Annotated in this window: 18 protein-coding genes; 9 read left to right on the forward strand and 9 right to left on the reverse strand. The window is 71.9% G+C overall.

Going from position 1 to position 23,915, the window contains the following annotated elements:
- Positions 1-221 precede the first annotated feature (221 nt).
- From ACH4N1_RS27565 to ACH4N1_RS27600, 8 genes are all read right to left on the reverse strand, one after another.
- Positions 222-1,577: an LLM class flavin-dependent oxidoreductase gene (locus ACH4N1_RS27565; RefSeq protein WP_398101095.1), complete on the reverse strand. Its 1,356-nt coding sequence runs from the start codon at positions 1,575-1,577 to the stop codon at positions 222-224.
- A gap of 78 nt (positions 1,578-1,655) precedes the next feature.
- Positions 1,656-2,636, reverse strand: coding sequence for an ABC transporter permease (locus ACH4N1_RS27570; protein ID WP_398101097.1), 981 nt, complete (start codon positions 2,634-2,636; stop codon positions 1,656-1,658).
- The gene (locus tag ACH4N1_RS27575; RefSeq protein ID WP_398101099.1) at positions 2,633-3,532 is read right to left on the reverse strand and encodes an ABC transporter ATP-binding protein; all 900 of its coding nucleotides are present in this window, start codon (positions 3,530-3,532) and stop codon (positions 2,633-2,635) included. Before ACH4N1_RS27575 ends, ACH4N1_RS27570 begins: the two co-directional genes overlap by 4 nt.
- Before the next feature lie 4 nt (positions 3,533-3,536).
- Positions 3,537-4,604 carry an ABC transporter substrate-binding protein gene (locus ACH4N1_RS27580; protein WP_398101101.1) on the reverse strand — a complete coding sequence of 356 codons (1,068 nt, stop codon included), beginning with the start codon at positions 4,602-4,604 and terminating at the stop codon, positions 3,537-3,539.
- 349 nt (positions 4,605-4,953) lie between these two features.
- Positions 4,954-5,046 carry a putative leader peptide gene (locus ACH4N1_RS27585; protein ID WP_398101103.1) on the reverse strand — a complete coding sequence of 31 codons (93 nt, stop codon included), beginning with the start codon at positions 5,044-5,046 and terminating at the stop codon, positions 4,954-4,956.
- 288 nt (positions 5,047-5,334) lie between these two features.
- A complete protein-coding gene (locus tag ACH4N1_RS27590) occupies positions 5,335-6,564 on the reverse strand; it encodes an acyl-CoA dehydrogenase family protein (RefSeq protein WP_398101105.1) in 1,230 nt (409 codons plus the stop codon).
- A gap of 14 nt (positions 6,565-6,578) precedes the next feature.
- Positions 6,579-7,172 (reverse strand): winged helix-turn-helix domain-containing protein, encoded by a 594-nt coding sequence (locus ACH4N1_RS27595; RefSeq protein WP_398101107.1) that lies wholly within the window; start codon positions 7,170-7,172, stop codon positions 6,579-6,581.
- A 302-nt stretch (positions 7,173-7,474) separates the two neighbouring features.
- Positions 7,475-7,696: a hypothetical protein gene (locus ACH4N1_RS27600; RefSeq protein ID WP_398101109.1), complete on the reverse strand. Its 222-nt coding sequence runs from the start codon at positions 7,694-7,696 to the stop codon at positions 7,475-7,477.
- A gap of 457 nt (positions 7,697-8,153) precedes the next feature.
- Between ACH4N1_RS27600 and ACH4N1_RS27605 the strand changes: the two genes are divergently transcribed.
- Positions 8,154-10,883: an ATP-binding protein gene (locus ACH4N1_RS27605; protein ID WP_398101111.1), complete on the forward strand. Its 2,730-nt coding sequence runs from the start codon at positions 8,154-8,156 to the stop codon at positions 10,881-10,883.
- 518 nt (positions 10,884-11,401) lie between these two features.
- Positions 11,402-12,097, forward strand: coding sequence for a BTAD domain-containing putative transcriptional regulator (locus ACH4N1_RS27610; RefSeq protein ID WP_398101113.1), 696 nt, complete (start codon positions 11,402-11,404; stop codon positions 12,095-12,097).
- Positions 12,098-12,149: 52 nt separating this feature from the next.
- On the opposite strand, the gene ACH4N1_RS27615 is transcribed toward ACH4N1_RS27610, so the two are convergent.
- Positions 12,150-12,956, reverse strand: a complete 807-nt coding sequence (locus ACH4N1_RS27615) for a thioesterase II family protein (RefSeq protein ID WP_398101115.1) — start codon at positions 12,954-12,956, stop codon at positions 12,150-12,152.
- Positions 12,957-13,224: 268 nt separating this feature from the next.
- Between ACH4N1_RS27615 and ACH4N1_RS27620 the strand changes: the two genes are divergently transcribed.
- From ACH4N1_RS27620 to ACH4N1_RS27650, 7 genes are all read left to right on the forward strand, one after another.
- A complete protein-coding gene (locus ACH4N1_RS27620; protein WP_398101117.1) occupies positions 13,225-14,256 on the forward strand; it encodes a 3-oxoacyl-ACP synthase III family protein in 1,032 nt (343 codons plus the stop codon).
- 4 nt (positions 14,257-14,260) lie between these two features.
- Complete coding sequence (locus ACH4N1_RS27625; RefSeq protein ID WP_398101119.1) at positions 14,261-16,138, forward strand: HAD-IIIC family phosphatase; 1,878 nt, start codon at positions 14,261-14,263, stop codon at positions 16,136-16,138.
- Positions 16,135-16,362, forward strand: a complete 228-nt coding sequence (locus tag ACH4N1_RS27630; RefSeq protein ID WP_398101121.1) for an acyl carrier protein — start codon at positions 16,135-16,137, stop codon at positions 16,360-16,362. Before ACH4N1_RS27625 ends, ACH4N1_RS27630 begins: the two co-directional genes overlap by 4 nt.
- A complete protein-coding gene (locus ACH4N1_RS27635) occupies positions 16,359-17,165 on the forward strand; it encodes a 2-oxo acid dehydrogenase subunit E2 (protein WP_398101124.1) in 807 nt (268 codons plus the stop codon). The genes ACH4N1_RS27630 and ACH4N1_RS27635 overlap by 4 nt, the downstream gene beginning before the upstream one ends.
- Positions 17,162-18,280, forward strand: a complete 1,119-nt coding sequence (locus ACH4N1_RS27640; RefSeq protein ID WP_398101126.1) for an alpha/beta hydrolase — start codon at positions 17,162-17,164, stop codon at positions 18,278-18,280. The genes ACH4N1_RS27635 and ACH4N1_RS27640 overlap by 4 nt, the downstream gene beginning before the upstream one ends.
- Positions 18,281-18,317: 37 nt before the next feature.
- A complete protein-coding gene (locus ACH4N1_RS27645; protein ID WP_398101128.1) occupies positions 18,318-19,115 on the forward strand; it encodes an SAM-dependent methyltransferase in 798 nt (265 codons plus the stop codon).
- 71 nt (positions 19,116-19,186) lie between these two features.
- Positions 19,187-23,915: beta-ketoacyl synthase N-terminal-like domain-containing protein (locus ACH4N1_RS27650; RefSeq protein WP_398101130.1), on the forward strand; the 4,729-nt coding region annotated here is incomplete at its 3' end.

Raw genomic sequence — 23,915 nt, forward strand, 5'->3', positions numbered from 1 at the left:
TTCCGGGAGGCGACCGGCCGGGAGGCGACCGGTCGCGAGGTGATCAGGGGGTGAGGTGATCAGAGGGTGAGGTGATCAGGGAGTGAAGGGCAGGGAGGTTCCCCGCACCCCGGGGTCCGGACCTTGGGGCCTCGGGGCCTCGGGGCCTCGGGGGTCCGGGGGTTCGGGCCCCGAGGGTCCGGGGGAGGACATCGGCCGGCAGGCCCGGAGGTCCGGCCCGCTCATGCCGGTCGTCCTTCTCCCGCGGTCGTCGTGGCCAGCCGGTTGGCGGGGCGGGGCAGGCCGTAGTGCTCGCGCAGGGTGCGGCCGGTGTACTCGGTGCGGAACAGGCCGCGCCGCTGCAGGATCGGCACGACGTGGTCGACGAAGTCCTCCAGGCCGCCCGGCAGATGGGGCGGCATGATGTTGAAGCCGTCGGCGGCGCCCTGGGTGAACCACTCCTCGAGCTGGTCGGCCACCTGTTCGGGCGTGCCGGCGAAGACGCGGTGGCCGCGTCCGGCGCCGAGGCGGGCGATGAGCTCGCGCAGGGTGAGGCCGTCGCGGCGGGCGAGTTCGGCGACGAGCGTGAAGCGGCTCTTGTTGCCGTTGATGTCCCGTTCCTCGGGCAGGTCGGGCAGCGGGCCGTCCAGCGGGAGCCCGGTCAGGTCGGTGCCGAGCATCCCCGACAGCTGTGCGAGCCCGTACTCGGGGACCTGCAGTTCCGTCAGTTCCCGTTCCAGGGCGCGGGCCTCGGCTTCGGTGGAGCCGAGGACGGGGGCGATGCCGGGCAGGACGAGCAGGTGGTCCTCGCTGCGGCCGTGGCGGGACAGCCGGGCCTTGAGGTCCTTGTAGAAGGCCTGGCCGTCGGCGAGGGTCTGCTGGGCGGTGAAGACGGCTTCGGCGTACCGGGCGGCGAACTCCTTGCCGTCCTCCGACGAGCCGGCCTGCACCAGCAGCGGGTACCCCTGCGGGGTGCGCGGCACGTTCAGCGGGCCCTGCACGCCGAAGTACTCCCCGCGGTGGTTGATCTCCCGCACCTTGTCGGTGTCGGCGTAGACACCGCGCTCCCGGTCGAGCACGACGGCGTCGTCCTCCCAGCTGTCCCAGAGCTTGGTGGCGACCTCGAGGAACTCCCGCGCCCGCTCGTAGCGCAGCCGGTGTTCCAGGTGCTCGGCCTGCCCGAAGTTGCGGGCCTCGTTCACGGTGCCGGAGGTGACGATGTTCCAGCCGGCCCGGCCGCCGCTGATGTGGTCCAGGGAGGCGAACTTGCGGGCGGTGTGGAAGGGCTCGTTGAAGGTGGTGGAGACGGTGGCGATCAGACCCACGTGCTCGGTGACCGCGGCCAGGGCGGACAGCAGGGTGAGCGGTTCGAGGCCGCCGAGCGCGTTGTGCCGGACCTTGCCCCACAGGGCGAGGCCGTCGGCGAGGAAGACCGAGTCGAGCAGGCCGCGTTCGGCGGTCCGCGCGAGCTGCTGGAAGTAGCGCAGATCGGTGACGCGTTCGGGCTGGGTACGGGGGTGCCGCCAGGCGGCGTCGTGGTGGCCGGCGTTCATCAGGAAGGCGTTGAGGTGGAGCTGACGGGGTCCGGTCGCGGTCATGGGGTTCCTCGGGTCGGAAGGCGGTGAGACGGCCGGGAGCGGCGATCGCGGTGACGGTGAGGCATCCGGCGGACCGGGTCAGCCGGCCGGGGAGACGCGCCAGGAACTGAGCCGCCGCTCCACGGCCACCAGGAGCTGGTTGAAGGCCACGCCGATGAGGGAGATCGTGAGGATGCCCGCGTACATCTGCGGGATCGCGAAGTTGTACTGCGAGGCGTTGATCAGATAGCCGAGGCCCGCCTTCGCGCCGATCATCTCGGCGGCGACCAGCACCAGGACGGCAGCCGCTCCGGCCAGCCGGACGCCGGTGAAGACCACCGGTACCGACGACGGCAGGATGACCTTCTGGAACAGCCGGGGAGCGGACAGGTCCATCGACTTCGCCAGCTTCAGCAGGGTCGGGTCGACGTTGCGGACCGCGCTGATGGTGTTGAGCAGGATCGGCCAGGTGCACGCGTACACCACGATGGAGATCTTCGAGGTCTCGCCGATGCCCAGCAGCAGCACGAACACCGGCAGCAGGGCGAGCGCCGCGGTGTTGCGGAAGACCTCCAGCAGGGGGCCGAGGAGGTCGGCCACCGGCCGGTACCAGCCGATCAGCAGACCGAGCGGCACGGCGACGACCACGGCGATGCCGAATCCGCTGAACGAGCGCACCAGGCTGGCGCGCGTGTTGTCGGCGAGCTGCCCGTCGGCCGCCAGCCCCCACCAGGCGCGGGCGACCTCACTGAACGGCGGCAGGAAGGTCCGGTCTACCAGGCCGAGCCGCGGCGCGGTCTCCCACAGCAGCACCAGGGCCACGATCGCCGCGGACCTGGTCGCCCCCTTCACCGCCAGGTACGGCAGCCGGCGCGCGGCCCGGCGGGCCAGGGCCGCCGTGGCGGGAACACGGCGCACGCCCGACGGCGATGTCCCGGGTGGCGCGGACGGCGCGGACGACGTGGACGGCGAGGACGCCGCAGGGGGAGGGGGCGGGACGGGCCCGGCGGCGCTCGCGGAGCCCGGCGTCGGGGTCGTGCCGGTGGCTGTGCCGGTGGTCGTGCCGGTCGTGGTGCTCATACGGAAGCCTCCTCCTTCTCCAACTGCTGTGCCCTGGCGACCTCGTCGTGCAGCAGTGACCAGATCTCGTGCCGGTGGCGCGCGAACTCGGGGCTGGAGCGCGGGTCGTCGGTCGCCGTGCGGGAGCCGAGGGCGACCGGCACGATCTGCTTGACGCGGCCCGGCCTCGACGTCATGACGGCGACGCGCTGTCCCAGGTAGACGGCCTCGTCGATGCCGTGGGTGATGAAGACGACGGTCTTGCCGGTGCGCTGCCAGATGTGCAGCAGTTCGTCCTGGAGCGACTCCCGGGTCTGGGCGTCCAGCGCGGCGAACGGCTCGTCCATCAGGAGCACGTCGGGGTCGTAGGCGAGGCTGCGGGCGATCGCCACCCGCTGCCGCATTCCGCCCGACAGCTCGTGCGGGTGGCGGTCCTCGAACCCGGACAGGCCGACCAGGTCGAGGAACTCCCGTGCCCGCGCGGCCCGTCGGCGTCGCGGGACGCCGGTGGCCTCCAAGCCGAACTCGACGTTGCCCTGCGCGGTGCGCCACGGCAGCAGCGCGTACTGCTGGAACACGACGCCGCGGTCCAGACCTGGGCCGGTGACGGGTTCGCCGTCCAGGAGGATCCGTCCCGCGGTGGGCTGTACGAGGCCGCCGAGGAGGTCGAGCAGCGTCGACTTCCCGCAGCCGCTGGGGCCGACCAGGACGAAGAACTCGCCGGCCGCTATCTCCAGATCGACGGTGTCGAGGGCGGTGAACCGGGTGTCCTGCCCAGTCCCCGCACGGTCCGTGCCCGCTGCTCGGCCCTTCCGCGTCCGGTCCTTCCGCGTCCGGTCCTTCCGCGTCCGGTCCTTGACGGTGAAGTCCTTCCGCACCTGCTCGAGCACCAGCTTGGGTGTGATGGATCCGGGCATGGGGTCAGCTCCCGTTCGTCGGTGAGGAGGAAGCCGCCGGGGAAGCCGCGGCGCCGGCCCCGCCCGCGTCGTTGAACTGATTGGTGTAGAGGTCCGCCGGCGTGACCTGGCCCTTCTTGATGTCGCCGCGCTCGGCGAGCCAGTCGATCCACAGCTGGAATTCCTCGTCGGTGATCCGGCCCGCCGTCTCGGCGACGCCGAAGGAGCGCCAGTACTTCAGCGGTGCGGTGTCCTCGTTGCGGCCGCGCTTCCTGACGATGCCGGTCATCCGGGCGACGACTTCGTCGTGCGGGGTGGAACGGGCCCACTCGATGGCCTTTCCGACGCCGGTGACGAAGACCCGGGCGGTGTCGGGGTTCTGCTTCAGGAAGCGGTCCGTCATCACGTAGGTGCCGGCACTGAACGCGCCGAGCAGCTGGTGGTCGGTGAACAGCGGGCGGATGCCCCCGGCGGCCAGGGCCTTGTCGCGCAGGATGCCGCCGAGCACGGCCACGTCGATCTGCTTCTTCCGCAGCGCCTGCTCGGTGTTGACCGGGGGCACCACCAGGGGCTCGGCCTTGCCGGTCTCCGTCCGGGACAGACCGCCTCGCCGCAGGTAGATGTCGAGCATGGCCTCGGAGTGGGCGCCGAGGGTGTTCATCCCGATCTTCTTGCCGATCAGGTCCCTGGCCGAGCGGATCGGGCTGTCCTGGAGGACGTAGAAGCCGTTGTAGGCGTACTTGTCGGAGCCGTAGTAGCTGATGACCGCCTTGACGGGGGCGCCGTTCGCGGCGAGTTTGACGACCGCGCCGTTGAACGCGCCGCCGAAGTCGACCTGGCCGGTGGCCGCGGACTGGATGTCCTGCGGCCCGCTGATCGTGTTGCCGACCCACTCCAGCTTCACGTCGCCCAGATGGCCGAGATCCTCGGCCAGTTCCGGCAGGGTGACCTGGCCCGCCCAGCCCTGGTACCGGAGGGTCTTGGTCCGGCCCTTGCCGGATGTGGCTCCGGTCGCGGTGCCGCAGCCCACGGCCACGGTCGAGAGGCCCAGCAGGGTGAGGAACTGGCGTCGGGTCGATGCCGTCGTGGCCATGGAAGGTCCTGTTCAAGATCGAGGAGTGGCTGGAGCGGGTTTCCGCGCCGGCGGAAAGCGGCCGGAAGCGGTGGCCGAAAGCGGCCGTCGGAACCGGGACCGGAGGAAGGAGGCGCTTCCGGCCATGACGAGAAAGGGCGTCCGAACGGATCGGCCGGCGTGACCGGGCCCCGCGGGAGGAAGTGCGGGACGCCCTGGCGGGCGCGGACGGGGCATGCGCCCCATGGCGGGAAAGAGGCCTCGGCAGCAGCGACTGCGAGGGATCCTTCCCCTCGTCCCGACAGCGTCGGGCGCGTGGTGGCCGACTGCGAAAAGGAGCGGAAGGGGGAGCGGAGGGGGAGCGGCGCGGTCAGCGGACGCGGCGGCCGACGGCACAGATGGCGCTGGCCTGACGTCGCAGGTCGACGTGCAGGCGCGCGGCGAGGTACTCGGACGTGCTCACACCCAAGAGGGTTGCCGCGAAAACCGGCCGGGTCAACGTCGTCCGCGTCTCCGTCTCATGTTCTCAATCGGCCGACACGCTGGTGAAGCACGGTGTTCACAATGACCTGGACGCCGCGTTCTCCGGTGGATCCGGATCACCCTGATGCGGCGGGAGGAGGACCGTGCCCACTCGGTCCCGGTCCGGTGCCCTCCTCGCCGGTCCGGCGTCCCGGGTTCGGGGCGCGGCCGGCCACGGCGTCGCGCACGGGGAACGTTTCGGGGTGCCGGCGGGGCCGCGCCCGTACGTTCAGATGGGCAGGACGAACGGAGGGTGCTCACCGTTGAGGAAGTAGTCGCCGACTTCGCGGATCCGGTGGGTGACCGGCTCGTAGAGGGTGTGGGTCCGGGCATTGCGCCAGAAGCGGTCGAAGCCCAGCCGTGAGGAGGCCGAGCGGGTGCCGACGATGTCGAGGGCGCGCGCGGCGGACTCCTGCGCGGCCCGGGAGGCGGCGGCTTCGGCCAGGGCCACGAGGACCGAGATCTCCGCGCAGTCGTCGAAGGTCAGGTCTTCCCCGCGCGCCAGCCCGTCGTGCACGGCCTGCAGCGCCTGATCGGCGAGCGCGGAGGCCGAGCGCGTGAGGACGGTGAGTTCTCCGTAGACGGACAGCACGTGCGGGTCCCGGGGGGAGCCGGCCGGCCAGGCGGTCTGCCAGGCGGAGTGCGCCGCCCGGCTGTACTCACGGGCTTCGGCGAGCACCCCCTCGGCCATGCCGAGACGGAGCTGGACGGACAGCAGCCGTCCGACCGGCGACACCAGGGCGGTCAGGGGCGACAGGACGTCCTCGTCCGCGGACAGGGAACCGAGCACGTCGTCGGCGGCGACGCCCACGGCGTCGAACTCGACGCTCCCGCCGGCCGCGAGCCGTTGGCCGAAGGTGTCGGCGTCGCCGTCGATCCCCACGCCGTGACGGGTCGGATCGACGACGACGGCGAGGGGTTCGCCGGTGTCGGCCCGCACGGCCCGCACGGCGAGGCGGTCGGCGACCAGGACCCCGGTGACGTAGCTCTGGCGGCCGTCGAGCACATGGCCGCCGCCCGTCCCGGTCAGCGTCAGCGGGCTCTCCTGACGGGCGAGACCGCCGCCCCAGCACCACTGCTCCGCCGCGGACTGCCGCTCGAGCCGGTCGGCGGAGGAGGGCTGAGTCAAGAACCGCGCGCTCCACGACAGGAAGTAGTGACAGCCGAGCAGTTGACCGATCGCACCGTCGGCCGCGGCGATCTCCCGGATCACGGCGTAGGCCGTGGGCCAGTCCGCGCCGCCTCCCCCGAACCCGGCCGGTACCAGGAGGGTCAGCAGGCCCGCCTCACGCAGCCGGGACACCTCGTCGAACGGGGCCTTGCCCGCCTGTTCCCGGGCCGACGCGTCCGTGGCCAGGTCGTCCGCCGTCTCCCGGGCCACGCGCAGCCAGTGCGCCCGGCCGGGCCCGGTCCGGTCGCCTTCCTGAGCGGGGTCGGCCGGCGCGGGGGCAACGCCCATGGAAGCGGTCTCCTCTAAGGTCGACGGCACGGTGCGGTGGTGGTGTCGTCCTGCCGGGCGGGCACGTACTTGTATCCCACCCGCCGGACGGTGACGATGCGGTGCCGGTGTGCCGCGCCGAGCTTGCGGCGCAGACGCGCGATGTGCACGTCGACGGTGCGCCCGTCGCCGATGTGGTCGTAGCCCCATATGCCGGCCATCAGCCGCTCGCGCGAGTGCACCTGGTGGGGCTGCTGGACCAGGTGGGCCAGCAGCGCGAACTCCAGGTAGGTGAGGTCGAGTTCGGCTCCGTCCACCTTCGTGACGTGACGCGCGGGATCGATCCGGACGGCGTCGTCTCCCGTCCGCCGGACGGCCTCGTCCCCCTTCTGCCGGACGGTGGATGAGTCCGTGTGGGCGACCGGCCGGATCTCCGGTCGTGTCACGCCCTCGGCGAAGAGCCCGGCGGGATCGGTGCCCTCGGGGACGAGCAGGAGATAGCCGACGAGCGGAGCGGAACCGTGTCCCCCGCCGCCGTCCTGCGCGATGTCGCCCACGAGGCGGAGGTGACGGGGGTCGGCGAGTGACGGACCGGACGGGGTGGCCTGGGCCGGAAGTGCCGTGGTCATGGCGGTCGTCCTTCAGGAGGATGTCGGGTCGTCAGGCGCGGCGGGAGGGGACGCGCCTGAGCACCTGGGATGAGGAAGAAGGAGCGGCGTGGCACGCGCGGGGAGTGAGGCGCGTGCTTCACCCGCGACAGCAGGCGGCGCTGACGACGTGACCAAAGTCGACATGCCGACGACGAACGAGTCGTTGCTGCGTGGGGGACATGGGCATCATCCTGCGCACCCGCGGGGTGGCCGGTCAATACTTCCCCAGTAAATCGATAGGAAATATAGGGAACGCAACACCGTCGGCGGGCTCACCGGGCTCACCGGCCGCCGTCCACCGCCGGGCGGGCCTCGGGTGCGGTCGCCCTTGCCGACCGGGCGCGAAGTGCGGCGAGACGGAGCCCGAGCCTTCGCGGAGGCGTGGACGGCAGGGCACGTGCGGAGCCGCGCGCGTAGGGGCGCTCGACGGAGAACTGTCCCGCACCGAACACGATGGTCACGGCGATGTGCCAGAGGGTGGCGACCATCCACATGTCAACCACGCACAAGGACCACGCGCAAGGATCACTCCCCCCGTCGGGCGGGGCGCCGCTGCGGGCTCGAAGAACATCCCCTGCCCCGGCCAGGCCGGACGGTGTCCGGCCTGGCCACCCGCATCCGAGGCGGCGACCTCCCGCGCCGCCCGGCGCCCTGCGCGGAAGGCCCGACGCGCGGCTCGACAGCTCGCCCGCGGGACGGTGCCGTTCTCCGAGGAGTGCGGTCGCTCCCGACCGACCCGCCGCCCGCACCCGTACAGGATCCGGTCCGGGACGCGCTCGAGGGCCGCCGGCCTCCGGGCCCGGCGTGACGGTTGCCCGGTCGGTCGCATCAGGGCGGGCACCTGTCGGGTGTGCGAGTGATGTGCAGGGGACAGTCCGGGACGCCGGGGCATGTGCCTCAATTGAGGTGGACATGCATGCAGACGAAGGCGCTGACTGCTCGGGGGGAGAAGCTGTGGGTATGAGCGTGGGGGTGTGCTTGCCTGATCGGCTCATCCGAACATCCGAGTTCGCCCGGCTGGCCGATTTCATTCAGCTGGTGAGAACACGCGGTCACGGCGTCGTGGAGATACTGGGGGATCCCGGCAGCGGCAAGACGTGGCTTCTCGACGCGGCCGCACGTGAAGCGCGCCATCGAGGTATGTGGGTGCTGCGGGCACGGTGTTCGATGGCGGAGGCGAACGTGCCGCTCCACCCCTTCCTCCAGGCGCTCAACGCCTGGGTGGCCTCAGCCGACGGCGCGCCGGGCAGTGGTCCCAAGCGCGCCGAGAGGGCGCGGGAGCTGGCTCGGGCCCTGACCCAGCCGACCGGTTCGGACCAGCCGGTGCCGTCATGGGACTGGTTCTTCGAACAGCGCGGCGCGCTGGCCGAGTGTCTGGCCCTCGCGCCGGCCGGCTGCCTGCTGGTGTTGGACGACATGCAGTGGGCGGACGCCTGGTCGATCAGGTTCCTGGAGATCCTGATCCGCTGGCCGGTGGAGGAGCGGCTCGCCCTTGCCGTCGCGCACCGGCCCCGGCAGAGTCCGGTGGCACTGCGGGCGGCGCTGCAGGAAGGCATCGACATGGGGTTCGTCGAGCAGGTGCACCTCGACCCGCTCACCGTCTCGCAGAGCGGCGCCCTTCTGGACGAGGACCCGGCCTCCCCGGACCTGGCCCGTCTGCACCGGGAGGGCGACGGCCTTCCGCTGTACGTGACCGCACTGGCCGGCAGGGACAGCCCGCGCCTGGAGAACGCCGAGACCTGGGCGCAGAGCCCTCTCGGCGCCCGACTGCTCACCGAGGTGTCCCGGCTCGACAGCGAGGCTCGGTCGGTGGCGCATGTGGCGGCGGTGCTCGGAGACCCGTTCGATGTGTCGGCGGTGGCGGCCGTCGCCCAGATGAAGGTGTCGTCGGCGTCCAGGGCGCTGAGCGAGCTGCGTCGGCACGACGTCGTGCGGATGTTCGGCGGCGGCATGATGATGTTCCGTCACTCCCTCCTGCGGTACTGCATCTACGGCTGTACCAGCACGTGGTGGCGGCACGACCTCCACCGGCGCGCCCTGGAGTACCTGACCGAGCGCGGCGAACCCGCGACGGTGCTCGCCCTGCACATCGAGGCGATCGGCGCCGACGACCCGTCGGCCGTGCGGACACTGGTCGCAGCCGCGACCGCGGCACTGCACTCCGGCCGGTCCCACCTTGCCGCCCGCTGGCTGGTCGTGGCGTTGCGTGCCCAGCGCATACACGGCGGAGGGCCGCGGCACGGGCTGGTGGACGCCGCTGTCTGGCGCCGGGTGGTGCAGGCGGTCGCTGCGGAAGGCGACCGCGAGCGGCTGATCCAGCTGGGCGGCGAACTGCTGTCCCTGCTGGACGACTCCAGCCAGAAGCGGACCACCGCCGCAGCCACGCTGGCCTGCCTGCACGCCTGGCTCGGTGACGCCGAACGCGGGCAGGCCCTGCTCGGTCAGGAGACCGCCAGGCTCGGCCGCGTCGACCCCGCGGTGCGTGCGGTGACGGACCTCTCGGGAGTGCTGGTCAAGCTGCTCACGGGCACGGTGCCCGGCCGCGCCGAGTTGGACGCCCTGGGCTCGTGGGCCGGGCGGGTGCACTCCGTCCACGTCTTCGGCTCCGAGGCCGTGCGCGCGCTGTGTGTGATCTTCGAGGGCGACCGCACGGAGGGGCAGCGCCTGCTGGCCGGGTGTGCGCAGGCGCTGGCGAACTGCTCCGAGGCGGACGCGGAGGCGCCGGGGTTCGCGGAGTTCCTGATCGTGATGGGCTGGGCAGAGGTGCTGGTGGGGGAGCACGAGGCGGCCCAGCGCCATGCCCGGGCGGCCCACGAGTCCATGCACAGGACCGGCGGGAAGCACCAACTGCCTCTGCTGCTGCTCCTGCTGAGCGGCATCCACTACGGTTCGGGCCAGCTGCCCGAGGCGTACGACGCGGCCAAGCGGGCCGAGGCTGCGGCCCGGCAGCTCGGCCGGAACGACTACGCCGCTGTGGCGGACGCGTTCGCGGCGGCCGCCGCGGGTCGAGCGTGGCATCGCCGTCCGGCGTCCTCGGCAGTGCGGTTCCGTCACGTGCCGGGCGAGGGAAACTTCTGGGCGCCGGTCGCCCTGATCCTCTACGCGGAGGCGTCCCTGTCCGTCGGCGACAACGTCGGCGTGCTGGAGCTGCTGGCCGCGCAGCAGAACATGTGGGAGAGCCCCGGCCCCGCGAAGGTGCACCAGGCGAGGGTGTACGACCTGCTCGCCGCCGCGGCGGAGGGCCTCGGGGACGAGGCCAAGGCGGGACACTGGAGGAAGCTGGCGGCGAAGGCCACACGTTTTCCCCCAGGGCGGCGCAAGGTGTCCGGCGGGCCCAGGGCGGGGCAGGGCGGGGCGGACGCCGCACGGGTGGAGGAGCGGAGCGGGCCCGCGCAGCACGAGGCGGACGGCGCCGGTGTCTCCGTGCCGGGGCGGACGGCCGAGGAGGGCCCGCTGCCCCTGGCCCTGCTGACCACGAGGGAACGCCAGGTCGCGCAGCTGGTCGGCGAGGGCATGAGGACGAAGGACATTGCCAACTCGCTCGGCGTCAGCCCGCGCACCATAGACACGCATTTGGCCCGGATATACAGCAAAATAGGAGTCCATTCGCGTGCCGAGCTGATGCGCAAGGTCTTCCTCGAGGGCGATGGCGAGAGTGCCGCGCGACCACTGCCTCCGCGTCGTCCGTAGAGGTGTTTCCGCGGATGCCCCGATGGCCTCCGGTAACACATCGATTTGTCACCGGAAATGTCGGCCCGCACGTTTGCGGTGCGCCGTGCCGGTTGTTTGCGCGCATTTTATGTATTTGCTTTTCGTTGACCAATCTACCTACGTGGTCCGCTCATGAGGCGCGGCCGGATGTCGTCGGTGAGGTGCTTCGGAAGGGCGGCGGCCGTCGCGGCCGCGACGCGCCGGCACCCGTGGTGCCCCCGTGGGGGCAGGAGAGTCGGGTGGTCGCGTCCGCGAACCGGAGGAGGAGGGTGCTCGTGGGAGCGGGGGGTAAGAGCAGGGTTCGGACATTGTCGGGTACGTACGCAGTTCCTCGGATGTGCGTTCGCCACGTCATGGGCCAGACTGATCAGGCTGGTGATCAAGGAATCATTCGACCAGATCGAACCCGTGAGGTGTGAATGCGGTATGAAATACTCGGTTCGCTCCGAATAACCGACGGTTCACGGCACTTTGCGCTCAGTGCCCCGAAAATCGAGATGGTCCTTGCCGCGCTGCTCGTCGAATCGGGCGGATTTGTCAACAAGGACCAGCTCATCGGGGAACTGTGGGTGAGCAATCCGCCCCGCCGCGCCTCGGCCACCGTCCACGTGTACATTTCCCAACTGCGCAAGTTCCTGGTGTCGGCGGGGGACACCAAGGGACAGGCCATCGTCACCAAGCCGGCCGGCTACCTCCTGAAGACCGACGACGCGGGCTTCGACGTCCAGGACTTCCAGGACGCGGTGCGCAGGGGGCACGCCCACCAACAGGCCGCCTGCTACGAGGCGGCGCTGGCGGAGTTCGAACGGGCACTGTCAGTGGTCCGCGGACAGGTCCTGGACGGCTTGGCCGAGGGGCCGATCCTGAGCTCCTTCGCCGCCTGGGTCGAGGAGGAGCGCCTGCAGTGCCTCGAGATGTCCGTGGAGGCTCGGCTCGCTCTCGGCCGGCACCGCGAGGTCATCGGGCTGCTGTACGGGCTGACGAGCGAGTACCCGTTGCGTGAGTCGTTCTACCGGCAGCTGATGCTGGTGCTCTACCGTTCCGAACGCCAGGTCGAGGCGCTGGAGGTCTACCGCACCGCCCAGCGGGTGCTCCGCGCCGAACTCGGACTGGAGCCCTGCCGTGCCCTGAGGCAGCTGCACCAGGCCATCCTCACGTCGGATCGCGGCCTGGATTTCCTGATGGCGAGCTGAGCGACGGGCTCACCGCCCGCCGTCCGTCCGCCCGCCCTGCCGGGGGTCGGTCTCAGTGCCCCGGCACCAGACCCCCGGCCGGGACGAGGAGGCCCGCCAGACAGGCGGCGAACAGGGTGGGCGACTCCCGCAGGAAGAAGAAGTGCCCGCCCTCGAAAGAGTGGAAGGTGCTCGCCGCCCGGCTGCGCGCCGCCCACTCGCGGGCCTCCTTCTCGGAGACCACAGGGTCTGCGACTGCGTGGAACACGTCGACCGGACAGTCCAGCGGCGGCGTGGCCGAGAAGCCGCGGGTCGAGCACAGGCGCAGATCCGCCCGGGTCAGTTCCAGCGCCGGACGCACCCAGTCCGGATAACCCAGGAGTTCGGCGGACATGCCGCCGATACCGACGATCTTCGCGATGAGTTCGTCGTCGGAGTCGGCGTACGACGAGGCGAACGCGGGCGGCAGCTGCGGCGCACGCGCGGCTCCCGCGACGAGACGCACCGGGAGCACGTCGCCGCGGGCCTGCCTGCGGACGACGAGGTCGTGCGCCACCAGGGCGCCCATGCTGTGGCCGTAGCAGGCGTACCGCCCCGTGAGGTACGGGCCCAGCTGCTCGTCGAGCTCGGCCACCAGGTCGGCCATGGACCGCGGAAGCGATTCCCGCAGACGGCCCTCCCGGCCCGGCAGTTGCACGGGCAGGACGTCGACGCGCGGTGCGAGCGCGTTGCGCACCGCCGTGAACGCCGAGGCGCTGCCACCGGCGTGGTGGAAGCAGAACAGCCGAAGCGGCGCTTCGGGCACGGGAGTCGTCGTCAGGTACTGGGTCGGCGGAGCCGTCGGCCCGCCACCGGATACGGTGCCTTTCCACTCGCGCACGTCTGAGCCTCCTCGAGAGTTTTCGCCCATCGTCGCCGTGGCACATTGACCGGCTCTAAAGCCGGCGCCGTGCTCGAACGGTCGACGTGTTCCGCACGCGGAGGGCACGCGACCGGCTAGAGCGGGGCCTTAAGCCCGCTTAAGCGCTCCCTTCCAGGATCTCTGCTGCCGGGCCTGCCGGACGGCCTGTCCGGTGCACCGCCCCGCTTCGAGCCGGTCGATGCCCCGGTCCGGACCGGCGAGGGCTGCGACCAGACGGAGGGACCAGATGCAACCCCAACGAATCCATGTCGCGTCCGCGGGTACCGCCCTTCCGGGCGCGCCCGTCGACAACGCCGCGCTCACCCGGCGCTTCGGCATGAGCGACCAATGGGAGGAGTGGATCGGGGTCTTCATCGCCACGGAGACCCGGCACCTCACGGTCGACCTGGACACGGGCGAGCGGCGCAACACTCTTGCCGACCTGTGCGAACTCGCCGCGAGGCGCGCGCTCGACGGCGCCGCGACGGCCGCGGCCGACATCGATCTGGTGGTCATGGGCACCGCCACCCCGGACCGGCTCCTGCCGACGACGGCCTCCGTGGTGGCGGACCGGCTTGGCATCGACGGCATCCCCGTCTTCCAGCTGCAGTCAGGATGCACCGGCGCGTTCCAGGCGCTGGACCTCGCCCACCGGCTGCTCACCACGGGCGCGTACCGCAGGGCGCTGGTGATCGGCGGCGAGCTGAACGAGAAGTACTTCGACCTCGGTCAGGACTTCTCCGCGTTGCGCCCCGAACAGCTCATCAACTACGTGCTGTTCGGTGACGGCGCCGGCGCGCTGGTCCTCAGCACCGAGCCCGAGGACGCGCTCGCCACGGTGTGCCTCACCTCGTCCCGGCTCACGGGACATGGCCGTGAACCGGGGCAGATCCTGGAGTGGTTCGGCCCCGCCGACCGCATGTCGGACCGGGTCCCCGCGGCGGAGGACTACAAGGCCATCGAGGAGTCCGTGCCACGGATGAGCCGCGAGATCCTGGACCAGGTGCTGGCCGATGTCGGCTGGAAGCGCGAGGACGTCGCCTACGTCCTGCCGCCGCAGCTGTCCGGCCGGATGACCCGCCGGGTCGTCGACGAACTGGACCTGCCGGGCGCCGAGGAGGTCAGCTGCGTCACCCGGATCGGCAACACCGGGAACGCCACGCCGTTCTTCCAGGTCGAGCGGGCGCTGCAGCTCATGGCCCCCGGAGACCGGGCGGTCGGGATCTCGGTGGAGTCGAGCAAGTGGATCCGGGCCGGTTTCGCGATCGAGCGGGTGTGACGTGATGGACGCGTCCAGCCCCGGAACGCTGCTGGATCTCTTCCGCGCCGGCCGTCTGGCCGCCGACTACCCACGGGTGCGTTCACTGCTCGCCGAGGCCACCGAGGCCGAACTCCAGCAGGTCGGTCACCTCCTGTGCCGTCTCGACCCGGACGAGGTGCTGCGGCACCACGGGGACACCCCCCAGGTACGGACAGCGGTGACCGGACACGGGAACCTGGCCATGCTGACGCCCGCGCTCACCGCCGAACTCGCCCGGCACGGGCTGCTGCTGCGTCCGACGCTCACCGACTTCGACAGCTACGTTCGGGAACTCTCCGACCCGGCCGGTGAACTGCACTCGGCACGCCCCGACCTGGTCCTGCTGGTCCTCGACCCGATGGTGGTGCTCGACGACCTGCCCACGCCCTGGACCCTCGACGCGGTACGCGCGGCCGCAGAGCACCGGATCACGCTGATCGAAGGCCTGGCGGAACGCTTCGTCGCCCGCAGCGACGCCACCCTGGTCGTCAACTCCCTTCCCCTGCCTAGGCAGTTGACAGCTCAGCTGATCGACTACCGCTCGCGCGCCCGGCTCGGCATGCTGTGGCGGGAGGCCAACGCACGGCTGCTGAGGCTCGGCGACAGCCTGCCCCAGGTCGTGGCGCTCGACCTCGACCCGCTGCTGGCCGACGGCGTGCCCGCCTCGGACCCCCGGCTCGGCGCGTACACCGGTGCCCACCTGTCGGCGCAGCTGCTCGCCGCCTACGCCAGGGAGATCGCCCATCTTGCTCGGCACCTCGTCGGACGGACGAAGAAGTGCCTGGCGGTCGACCTGGACCAAACCCTGTGGGGAGGGGTGCTGAGCGAGGACGGCCGTGAGGGCATCGAGGTGGGGGACAGCCTGCGCGGCAAGGCGTTCACCGCCTTCCAGCGCGTCCTCGCCCAGCTCTCCTCGCAGGGCGTCCTGCTGTCGGCCGTCAGCAAGAACGACCTGGCACCGGTGCGCGAGGTGCTGCGCGACCACCCCGGCATGACCCTGCGCGAGGACGACTTCGTACAGATCAGGGCCGACTGGTCGGCCAAGCCCGGGCACCTGCGGGAGATCGCGGACACGATCGGGATCGGCCTCGACAGCTTCGTCTTCGTCGACGACAGCCCGCACGAGTGCGGCCTCGTCCGCGCCCACTGCCCGCAGGTCGACGTCGTCGCCCTCGACGGGGAACCCGCGCTGCATGTGGACAAGCTTCTGGCCGATGGCTGGTTCACCGTGCGGTCGGTCACCGCGGAGGACGCCGAACGCACCGCCCTGTATCGGGCGGAGGCCGCACGGGGCGAGTTGCGCACGGCGCACATCGACCTCGACGACTACCTGCAGGACCTGGGGATCACCGTCACCATCGGCCCGGTGCAACCGGACGAGATCGCCCGGGTTTCCCAACTCACCCTGCGCACCAATCAGTTCAACCTCACCACGGAGCGGCTCCAGCCCGCGGCGGTCCGGCGGCGTGCCGACGACCCGGACGCGAGTGTGCTGGCGGTCCACGTCAGCGACCGCTTCGGCAGCAGCGGCCTGACCGGCGCGTTGTTCCTGCGGCGCACGGCCGACGTGCTGACGGTCGACAACTTCCTCCTCAGCTGCCGGGTGCTGGCCCGCGGCGTGGAACAGGCCTGCCTGGCAGCCGTGCTGCACCACGCCAAGGCACAGGGCGCCGACGCCGTGGAGGCCGCATACCGTCCGACCGCGAAGAACGCCAAGGTACGGCACCTGTACCCGTCCGCCGGCTTCGAGGAGACGGGTGGCGACACCACGTCGACGACCTTCCGCCACCGGCTGGAGCAGCTGCCGGACGTACCCGACCACATCCGTCTGATCGACCGCTCCCGGGGGGCCGGCAAGTGAACAGCCTGGACGAATTCGCCGAGTTGATCAGTGACCACGTCGGGATACCGGTCACTGGTGAGGACCTGCGTCGCAACGTGGACGAGGTGCCTGGCTGGGACTCGCTCCACGTGATGTGGCTGCTGACCGTGCTGGAGCGGGAGACCGGGCGGCGCCTGTCACTCCCCGACGTGATCGAAGCCCCCACGCTCGCCCACGTCTACGAACTGGCGGTGGCCCCGTGACGGTCCGGCCCCTGGCGCGGCAGCGCCGCCACACCTTCTACTTCCTTCAGACGATCCGCGGCTTCTCCCCGGTCTTCCTGGACACGGACGTCGACATGACCCGGGTCCAGCAGGTCCGCGAGGCCGCCCGGGACGGCGGGCGCCGGTACTCCGCGGTGGCGTGCGTCATCCTGGCCGCCGCACGGGCGCTCGCCGCCCATCCGCAGGCCAACGCCGCGATCCTCGGCACCCTGCGTCCCCGGATCGTCGCCTACGACCACGTCGACGTGAAGGTCGCCCTGGACAAGACGCTGGACGGCGAGCGGGTCGTCCTGTCGGCCTTGCTCAAAGGCGCGGACGCGGCCGGCCTGGACGAGATCCAGGAGCAACTGGAGCACTACCGCCAAGGCGACGCGGACGCCATGCCCGAATTCGCGCCCGTCCGCCGCCTCCAACGGCTGCCCGTACCCGTGGGGTCCCGCGCCTTCCGGCGGGTCGTGCGCCCGCTCTCGGGCCGGCACCAGGTCATGGGCACGCTCGCCGTGTCCTCGCTCGGCCACCGACCGGTCGATGGATTCCACTCCGTCGGCGGTACCACCATCACCCTCGGTCTCGGGCAGATCGCCGAGCGCCCGGTCGTCCGCGACGGCCGGGTGGTCTCCGCACCCGTCATGCGGCTCAACCTCGCCTTCGACCACCGTGTGGTGGACGGCGCCGAGGCCGCCGACCTGCTCTCGGACATCAGGACCGGACTCGAGGATTTCCGGCACCCCTCGGCGCAGGACACCGACGGCCGTGCCGCGGCTCTGGAGGACGCCGTATGAACGACGTGGCGGAACTGAAACTGTTCGGACTCGCCCACGCGCGCGCCCAGAACGTCACCCAGGCCGCCTACCAGGAAATCTGCGACCGGATCGACTCCGACGACGGGGACCGGCCGGGGTCGTGGACGGGGGAGTGGACCCGAGCCGCGGCCCGGCTGGAGGCCGAGGGCCGGCTGCTGGAGGCCTGTGCCCACTACAACCTGGCGCGGTTCCCGGCCGTGGACGGCCCGGCCCGGGAACGGGCGCAGAAGAAGTGCGTCGAGGCCTGCGCCGCCTGGGCGGCGGACCACGCGGTGACCCGCCTCGACATCCCCGTACTCGGCGATACCGTGCCCTGCTGGGCGAGCGGCCTGTCTGCCGCGGAGCGGCGCCCGCTGCTGCTCGTGATGGGCGGCATCATCAGCATCAAGGAGCAGTGGATGACCCTGCTCGCGCAGGCGTCCCGGCTGGGCATGGCCGTGCTGGTGGCCGAGTTGCCGGGCGTCGGCGAGAATCCGCTGCCCTACTCCGCCGACAGCTGGCGGATGCTCTCCCGACTCCTCGACGCCGTGAGCGACCGGGCCGACGTCGAGCACACCTACGGGCTGACCCTGAGCTTCAGCGGGCACGCCGCCCTGCGCTGCGCGGCGCACGACCGGCGCATCAAGGGTGTCGTCACCATCGCCGCTCCGGTCGCCACCTTCTTCACCGACCCGGACTGGCGTCGCGGCCTGCCCCGGATCACCGTCGACACGCTGGCCCGGCTGACCCGCACGACCCCGGACGACATCACCGGCGACATGAGTTCCTGGGCGCTCACCGACACGGAACTCGCCGCCGTCGGCATCCCGGTCCACTACCTGGCCACCCGCGAGGACGCGATCATCCCTGGTGACGACGTCCACCTGCTCAGGAACGCGGTCCCCGGCACCAGGGTCCTGGAGTACCGCGACGAGCACGCAGGACCGGGCAACGCCCTGGAGACCCGGCTGTGGATCTTCCTGTCCCTGCTGCGCATGCGCCGCGTCGGCGGCCCGCGCACCGCCCTGCTCGCCGCCGCGGCCGGTCTGCTCGCCCTGCGGCGACGACTGACCGGCGCCCTGGCCGGGGCGCGCCGGCCTCGACCGACCGCCTGACACCTCGGTACATCACCTTCGGGAAAGGACGATTCCTTTGAGCGAGACCCCCGTCGAGATCGACACCACGCGGCCGGGCCTGGCCCGCATGTACGACTACCTCCTCGGCGGCACCGAGAACCACCCGGTCGACCGCGCGCTGGTCGACGAGATCGCCGCGACCGATCCCGGTGTCTTCGCCGCGGCCCGAGCCAACCGCGACTTCCTGATCCGCGCGGTCCGTTTCCTGACCGAGGAGGTGGGCATCCGGCAGTTCCTCGACATCGGCTCCGGCCTGCCCACCCAGGACAACGTGCACGCCGTCGCGCAGGCCGTCGCCCCCGAGGCACGCGTCGTGTACGTCGACAACGACCCCACCATCACCGTGCACGCGGAGTCCCTCGTGCGCGCCGAGAAGAACATCGAGGTGGTCCTCGGCGACCTCGGCCGCCCCCAGGAGATCCTGGACGCCCCCGGGGTGCGCCGGCTGATCGACTTCGACGAGCCGGTGGCCCTGCTGCTTGTCGCGGTCCTGCACTTCGTACCCGACACCGAGGACCCCTGGGCCGCTGTGGGCCTGCTCCTCGACGCCCTTCCCTCCGGCAGCCACCTGGTGCTCTCCCACGTCTCCCTGGCCGAGCTCGACGAACTCGCGGCCACCACCGACCGGGCCTTCGAGAAGCGGAGCATCGAGCTCAACGCCAACCGGACCAAGGCGCAGATCGCGCGATTCTTCGAAGGCCTCACCCTCGTGGAGCCCGGTCTGGTGGAGACCACCGAGTGGCGGGCGGAGGAGACGGCCCCCCGCAAGGTGAGCGACATGGTCATCTACGCGGGGCTCGCCCGCAAGAACTGAGCTGCCCACAGCGACGCACGCCAGCCCCGGCGCAACAGAGGAGTCAGCAGGTGTTTGCAGGAACCCCGGACATGAACGCGAACGAGTCCGCGGTGCGGCGCCAGGACGCCGTAGCGGTCATCGGCATGGCCTGCCGACTGCCGCAGGCGGACGGCCCGCAGGCCTTCTGGAAGCTCCTGCGCGACGGCCGGGACACGGTCGTCCCCGCCCCCGAGCACCGCTGGGGGGCGGTCGGCGCCGGCGGAGGCCCGCGCTGGTACGGCGCGTTCCTCGACCACGTGGACGAGTTCGACGCGGCGTTCTTCGGGATCTCCCCACGCGAGGCCGTCGAGACGGACCCGCAGCAGCGGGTGGTCCTCGAACTCGGCTGGGAGGTCCTGGAGAACGCCGGAATCGTCCCCGAGCGCATCCGCGACTCCCGCACCGGCGTCTTCATCGGCGCCATCTGGGACGACTACGCCGACCTCCTCGCGCGGCGCGGCCCGGACGACAGCACCGGCCACACGGTCACCGGCACTCACCGCAGCATCATCGCCAACCGCCTCTCCTACGTCCTGGGGCTCCACGGCCCGAGCCTCGCCGTGGACGCCGGCCAGTCCTCGTCGCTCGTCGCGATCCACCTCGCCTGCGAGAGCCTGCGAGCGGGCGAGTCGGAGATGGCCATCGCCGGCGGTGTCAACCTCGACCTGCTGGCCGAGACCACCGCGGTTTCCGCCAAGTTCGGCGCGCTGTCCCCGACCGGCCGCTGCCGCACCTTCGACGCCGCCGCCGACGGCTACGTACGCGGTGAGGGCGCCGGTGTGGTCCTGCTCAAGCCGCTGGAGCATGCGGTGCGCGACGGCGACCCCGTCCACTGCGTGATCCTCGGCAGCGCCGTCACCCACGACGGGCGCACCGACGGCCTGACCGTGCCCGGCTCCGAGTACCAGGCCGAGGCCATCCGGCGGGCACAGCTGGCGGCCGGGGTCACACCCGACGAGGTGCAGTACGTCGAGCTGCACGGCACCGGCACCCGGGTGGGCGACCCGATCGAGGCCGCCGCCCTCGGAACGGTGTTCGCGCCGGGCCGTGGCGCGGACGCCCCCCTGCGGGTGGGCTCCGTCAAGACCAACATCGGTCACCTGGAGGCAGCCGCGGGGGTCGCCGGCCTGATCAAGACCGCTCTCAGCATCGCCCACGGCGAACTCCCGGCCAGCCTGCACTTCGAGACGCCGCACCCCGACATCCCCCTGGACGAGCTCCGCCTTCGGGTGCAGACCCGCCATGAGAGCTGGCCGCGTCCGCAGGACCGCCTCGTGGCCGGCGTGAGTTCCTTCGGCATGGGCGGCACCAACTGCCACCTCGTCCTCGCCCAGCACCGGCACGAGCCGGTCGTCGACGGCGCGCACCCCGCGCCGCGAGATGCCGGCACCACGCCCGCCGTACCGCGGCCGGTGGTCCCCTGGCTGCTCTCCGGCACGACCCGGGCCGCCCTCCAGGCACAGGCGCGGCGGCTGCACGAGCACCTCGTGTCCGGAGCCGACGCCGGGACAGCCGACATCGGATTCTCGCTGGCCACCACACGCACCGCCTTCCGGCACCGGGCCGCCCTCCTGGGACGCGACCGCGACACACTGCTCGGGTCCCTGTCCGCGCTCGCCGAGGGGCAGCCGGCCCCCGCCGCGCTGACCGGCACCGCCGAAACCCCCGGTCCGCTCGCGGTCGTCTTCTCCGGGCAGGGCGCGCAACGCCCCGGAATGGGACGCGAGCTGTACGCGGCCTTCGAGACCTTCCGCGACTCCGTCGACGAACTCTGCGCGGAGTTCGACGGCCTGCTGGACCGTCCGCTGCGCACCGTGATGTTCGCCGACGCCGGTACGCCCGAGGCCCACCTGCTCGACCAGACCGCCTGGACACAGCCCGCCCTGTTCACCTTCGAGGTGTCGCTGCACCGTCTGCTCGAATCCTTCGGCGTCCGCCCCGACTATCTCATCGGACACTCGATCGGTGAGCTGGCGGCCGCGCACGTCGCCGGCGTCCTCTCCCGCGGCGACGCCTGCAGACTGGTGGCGAGCAGGGGCGCCCTCATGGAGTCGCTGCCCGGCGGCGGCGCGATGGCCGCCGTCGAGGCGACCGAAGCCGAAGTGGCACAGGTGCTGGCCGAAGAGCGCAGCGACGCCGAGATCGCGGCGCTCAACGGGCTCGACTCCACCGTCGTATCCGGACCGGAAGAGGCCGTGCTCGCCGTCATGGAGCTCTTCGCCGGACGGGGCCGCAGAACCCGCCGGCTGCACGTCAGCCACGCCTTCCACTCCCGGCTGATGGAACCCGCGCTGGAATCCCTGCGCTCGGCCGCCCGCGACGCGGAGTTCGCCGCTCCCGCCATACCCGTGATCTCCAACGTGAGCGGCCGCCCGGCGACGGCCGAGGAACTCGCCTCCCCCGACTACTGGGCCGCGCACGCCCGAAAGGCGGTCCGGTTCAGCGACGGCGTACGCACTCTCCACGAGCTGGGCGTCACCCGCTACCTGGAGATCGGCCCGGACTCCGTCCTCGTGCACATGATCCGCCAGAGCCTGCCGGCCGACGCGCCGCGCCCGCTGCTGGCGGCCGTGCAGCGGCGGGACCGGCCCGAGGAGGAGACCTTCGTCCGCGCCCTGGCCCACCTGCACACCATGGGCGCCGAGGTGGACTGGGCCGCCTTCTTCGCCCACAGCGCCGCACGCCTCGTACCGCTGCCGACGTACGCCTTCCAGCGCCGCCGCTTCTGGCCCGACCTCACCGCGCCCACCGACGCGCCGAGCATCCCCCGGACCGCGCCGCCGTCCGTCCCGGACCACGCGGACCCCACGCCCGTCACCCCCGACCGCTCCGCCGGAGCCCTCGCCCTGGTCCGCACGGAGGTCGCCGCCGTCCTCGGCCACTCGTCCGCGCACGAGGTCGATCCCACCGGGGTCTTCCGGGACCTCGGCCTCGACTCGCTGATGTCGGTCGACCTGTGCGAGCGGCTCTCCCTCGCCACCGGCCTCGAACTGCCCACGACCCTGCTCTACGACCACCCGAGCCCGCTCGCCCTGAGCCGGCACCTGCACGAACGCCTGCACGGCGACACCGGCCCGGACACCGACGTCCCGGCCCGTGCCGCGGCCGCCGAGGAGCCCGTCGCCGTCGTCGCCATGGCCTGCCGCTACCCGGGCGGTGTCACCTCACCGGAGGACCTGTGGCGGCTGGTGGCCTCCGGGACCGACGCGATCAGCGGCTTCCCCGACAACCGGGGCTGGAACCTCGACACCCTCTTCGACTCCGACCCCGGCCGGGCCGGCCGCTCCTACGTCGACGCCGGCGGTTTCCTCCACGACGCCGACCGCTTCGACCCGGAATTCTTCGGCATCAGCCCGCGCGAGGCGGCCGCCATGGACCCGCAGCAGCGGCTGCTCCTGGAGACCTCCTGGGAGGCGCTGGAACGGGCCGGGATCGACCCGACCACGCTGCGCGGCAGCCAGACCGGCGTGTTCGTCGGCGCCGTCGCCCCCGAGTACGGCCCCCGGCTCCACCAGGGAGCCCAGGGCTTCGACGGCTATCTGCTGACCGGCAGCACCTCCAGTGTGGCCTCCGGCCGCGTGGCCTACACACTCGGCCTGCAGGGCCCGGCGATCACCGTGGACACGGCGTGCTCGTCGTCGCTGGTGGCGCTGCACATGGCCGCCCAGTCCCTGCTGCGCGGCGAGTGCGACATGGCCCTCGCCGGCGGCGCCACCGTCATGAGCTCGCCCGGCATGTTCGTCGAGTTCAGCCGCCAGCGCGGACTGGCCCCCGACGGCCGGTGCAAGCCGTTCGCGCAGGCCGCCGACGGCACCGCCTGGGCCGAGGGCGTGGGCATGATCCTGCTGATGCGGCAGTCCGAGGCCGAGCGGCGCGGCCACCCCGTGCTCGCCCTGATCCGCGGCTCCGCGATCAACCAGGACGGCGCCAGCAACGGCCTGTCCGCACCCAGCGGCCCGGCCCAGGAGCGGGTCATCCGCCAGGCACTGGCCGCCGCAGGACTCACCACCGCCGACGTGGACGCCGTGGAGGCGCACGGCACGGGCACCACCCTCGGCGACCCCATCGAGGCCCGCGCCCTGCTCGCCACCTACGGACAGCACCGCAACCCCGAAAAACCGCTGTGGCTGGGCTCGTTGAAGTCCAACATCGGCCACGCCCAGGCCGCTGCGGGCGTCGGCGGCGTGATCAAGACGGTGATGGCACTCCGGAACGGGACGCTGCCCAAGACCCTCCACGTGGACAGCGCCACCCCGCACGTGGACTGGAACAGCGGCGCCGTCACCCTGCTCCGCGAGGCGATGCCGTGGGAGCGGGACGAACGCCCGCGCCGGGCCGCCGTCTCCTCGTTCGGCATCAGCGGCACCAACGCCCACCTCATCCTGGAGGAGCACCCCGCACCCTCGACACCCCGCACCCCGTCCGCCAACCCCTCCGGCACCCCCGTGCCCTGGCTGCTGAGCGCCCGCGACGAGACGGCGCTCCGCGAGCAAGCGGGCCGGCTCGCCGAACTGCTGGCCACCGACACCACGGCCGACCCGGTCGGCATCGCCCAGACACTGGCCGACGGCCGCACCCGGTTCGAACACCGCGCGATCGTCACCGCCACCGGCCACGAGAACACCCTGCGCGCCCTGCGCGCCCTCGCGAACGGCGGCTCCGACGACCTTCTCGTACGCGGTGTCGCCGTGCGGGGTGTGCGTCCGGTGTTCGTGTTTCCGGGGCAGGGTTCGCAGTGGGTGGGGATGGCGGTGGGGTTGTTGGGTGGTTCGCGGGTGT

It is taken from the genome of Streptomyces sp. NPDC017202 (assembly GCF_044331705.1).
GTDB lineage: Bacteria > Actinomycetota > Actinomycetes > Streptomycetales > Streptomycetaceae > Streptomyces.

Coding starts and splice junctions, on each gene's coding strand:
- ACH4N1_RS27565 (WP_398101095.1), bottom strand. CDS start 1,577: ATGACCGCGACCGGACCCCGTCAGCTCCACCTCAACGCCTTCCTGATG.
- ACH4N1_RS27570 (WP_398101097.1), bottom strand. CDS start 2,636: ATGAGCACCACGACCGGCACGACCACCGGCACAGCCACCGGCACGACC.
- ACH4N1_RS27575 (WP_398101099.1), bottom strand. CDS start 3,532: ATGCCCGGATCCATCACACCCAAGCTGGTGCTCGAGCAGGTGCGGAAG.
- ACH4N1_RS27580 (WP_398101101.1), bottom strand. CDS start 4,604: ATGGCCACGACGGCATCGACCCGACGCCAGTTCCTCACCCTGCTGGGC.
- ACH4N1_RS27590 (WP_398101105.1), bottom strand. CDS start 6,564: ATGGGCGTTGCCCCCGCGCCGGCCGACCCCGCTCAGGAAGGCGACCGG.
- ACH4N1_RS27595 (WP_398101107.1), bottom strand. CDS start 7,172: ATGACCACGGCACTTCCGGCCCAGGCCACCCCGTCCGGTCCGTCACTC.
- ACH4N1_RS27605 (WP_398101111.1), top strand. CDS start 8,154: ATGAGCGTGGGGGTGTGCTTGCCTGATCGGCTCATCCGAACATCCGAG.
- ACH4N1_RS27610 (WP_398101113.1), top strand. CDS start 11,402: ATGGTCCTTGCCGCGCTGCTCGTCGAATCGGGCGGATTTGTCAACAAG.
- ACH4N1_RS27620 (WP_398101117.1), top strand. CDS start 13,225: ATGCAACCCCAACGAATCCATGTCGCGTCCGCGGGTACCGCCCTTCCG.
- ACH4N1_RS27625 (WP_398101119.1), top strand. CDS start 14,261: ATGGACGCGTCCAGCCCCGGAACGCTGCTGGATCTCTTCCGCGCCGGC.
- ACH4N1_RS27640 (WP_398101126.1), top strand. CDS start 17,162: ATGAACGACGTGGCGGAACTGAAACTGTTCGGACTCGCCCACGCGCGC.